Origin of the sequence: Enterorhabdus sp. P55 (genome assembly GCF_009911695.1) — a bacterium.
GTDB lineage: Bacteria > Actinomycetota > Coriobacteriia > Coriobacteriales > Eggerthellaceae > Enterorhabdus.
Window position 1 is genome coordinate 1 of the sequence record NZ_QWKK01000189.1, and the last position, 2403, is coordinate 2403.

Below are 2403 nucleotides of genomic sequence, written 5' to 3' on the forward strand. Positions count from 1 at the left end.
GCTCGCCGCCGAGTCGCCGGCGGCCGCGCCATCGCCGCTGGCCCCGGCCGGCGCCGCGACTGTGGCAGAGCCAGCCGACGCAGCCGCGACGCCACGCGCGGGCGCCACCGGCTCCTCTCCGGTCGACGCGGTCGCGCCCAGGGCGACGCCCTCGGCAGCCGTCCCATCGTCTTCGCCGGCTGCGCCTTCCAGCGCATCCACGAGCATCTCGGTACGCATGGTGCGCAGGGAGCAGTGCTCGCACATCATGCAGGCCACCGACGACTCGTCGCAGCCCACCACGGCATCCAGCTCGGCCAGAGTGGCGCCCTCGCGCACCAGGTAGTCGCCCACCAGGCCGCGCACGGCCTCCACCGCGAAGTAGAGCGTGTTCGTCTTGCCGGCCGGCACTCCGTCGAGCGCCTCGCGCACGTCATCCACGGTGATGGCCAGCGCGTCCTCCAGCCGGCGGCCCTCCATCATCGAGCACACGACGCTCGCGCAGGCCGTGATGGCCAGGCAGCCGCGCGCCTTGAAGCCGGCCTTGCGAACGATGCGCGTGTCCGGGTCGACCACGGCGAACAGGCGGCAGGCTATCTCGCCGCGCTTCGACTTGCCGGCCATGGACTGGGCGTTGAAGCCCTCGGGGCGGCCGGCGTTCCTGAAGTTGGCCACCACGGCCAAGAGCGTGTCAGAATAGCTCTCCACGTCGTCGCCGACGGCAGTCTGGTAGACATCCGCCGTACGCAGGAGCACCTTGTCCTCGAGCTCGACGTAGACGTTGCGGGATTCTCCCATAGTTGACTCCTCGCCTCATGAATCATGCTGGGCAACATTGTCACCCGCAGGACCCGTGAAACGTACCCTCTTTGGGGATACGCGTCGTTTACATCCCGTAAACAATGGATAAACGCAGCATCGCCCCCTGTGAAACGCACTAAACTTAGCGGCATCGCGCATCGTTCGTCCCGGGGAGGGCAGGCCCACGGCATCGGGTCGGGGACGGTACGGAGGAAGAGCGCTGGAGGGGATCATGGACTCATCACATACCGGCATCGCAGGCGACGCCGCAGCGTTCGCGCGCTTGGAGACCCGGCCTATCGGCACCTTGGCCCGGGGCCTCGCGCCCGGCATCCTGGGGCTGGCGCTGGCGCGATCGGGACTCATCGCCGGAAGCTACGGCAGCTACAACCAGACCGACCTGGGCATCTACACCGACGGCTCCATGCTGGCCACGCTCGTCATCATGGGCGCGCTGCTGCTCGCGCTAGCCGTGAGCCGGCGCCAGCTGCGACGACGCACCGTCACCCTGCTCGCCGAGCTGTGCATCCTCGCCGAGACGCTGCTCCTCGTGGCGCAGACGGCCATCGTCCTCGACGGAGCGCCTCATCCCCTGGCGCTCTTCTGGCTGAGCGTGGCGCTTTCGCTGTTCTCAAGCGGCGCCATGTACTACTGGCTGCGCCGGGCGAAGGGATGCTCGGGGGCGCTTGCCGCCGTCTACGCCTTCGGCGCGCTCATCGTGAGCGAGGTGTTCTTGGAGGTGCTCTCGCTGCTGCCGGCCGCCACCTCGCTTGCAGCGGCGGCAGCCGGATCGCTCCTGCAGTTCGGCTGCCTAGCGCTTGCCTTCCGAGGACGGCCGCTGCGCACCCTCGACGCGCCGCCAGGGCCGACCGCCTACTTCGGCTACACGCGCACCTCCGTCGACGACCGCCGCTTCCTCGTGAGCACGGCCATCGGCATCGGCCTGCTCGGCATCGTCGTGGGGATGCTGCGCGGCTACCCCGACGGGCTGCCCATCGTGTTCACCGAGCCCACGCGGCTCGGCTACGCCGGCCTCACCATCGTCATCAGCGCGGCCGTCATCCTGTTCGTGCTGCGTGGCAACCGCCGAACCATGACCATGGGCATTTGGGTGACGCTCGAGCTTTTGGCCTGCATGGCGCTTATCGTCTATGCGGCGCTTCCTCAGGCGCTCGAGAACGGCGCGCTGTTCGCCACCACGGTGAACGCGCTCATGGTGGGGCTCGTGTGGTACACGGTGATAGCCTTCGAGTCCCATGGGTGGCGCGACCCGTACTACTACGCGCTCGCCGGCTGGATCGTGTGGCTGGGCTGCCGCGGCGTAGCGCGCATGGGACTCGCGGCGGTCTATCCGCTCGCCGTGAACGACCTGGTGGTGAACGCCGTCATGGGCCTGCTGCTGCTCGTGTCCACGCAGGCGGACTTCAGCTGCTGCCTGCACGATGCCGATATGCAGCGTCAGGCAGACGAGGAGGCGGCCCAGGCCATGCGCGCCGTAGAGGCGGGTGGGGCGGGCGCCAGCGCCGACGAGGGCGCGACGCGGGCAGGGGCGGGCCTCGACCCGACCTCGGCCGCAGGCGCGCCGGCGCCCGCTACGGCCCCAACGCCCGGCGACGAGCCGCC

At 69.6% G+C, this 2403-nt stretch carries 2 protein-coding genes; one reads left to right on the plus strand and one right to left on the minus strand.

Going from position 1 to position 2403, the window contains the following annotated elements:
* The coding region (locus D1643_RS10610) for an iron-sulfur cluster assembly scaffold protein (RefSeq protein ID WP_201751095.1) at positions 1-777 on the minus strand (777 nt) is incomplete at its 3' end.
* A 235-nt stretch (positions 778-1012) separates the two neighbouring features.
* Here D1643_RS10610 and D1643_RS10615 point away from each other — a divergent pair.
* On the plus strand, positions 1013-2403 hold a 1391-nt coding region (locus tag D1643_RS10615), incomplete at its 3' end, for a hypothetical protein (RefSeq protein ID WP_160710580.1).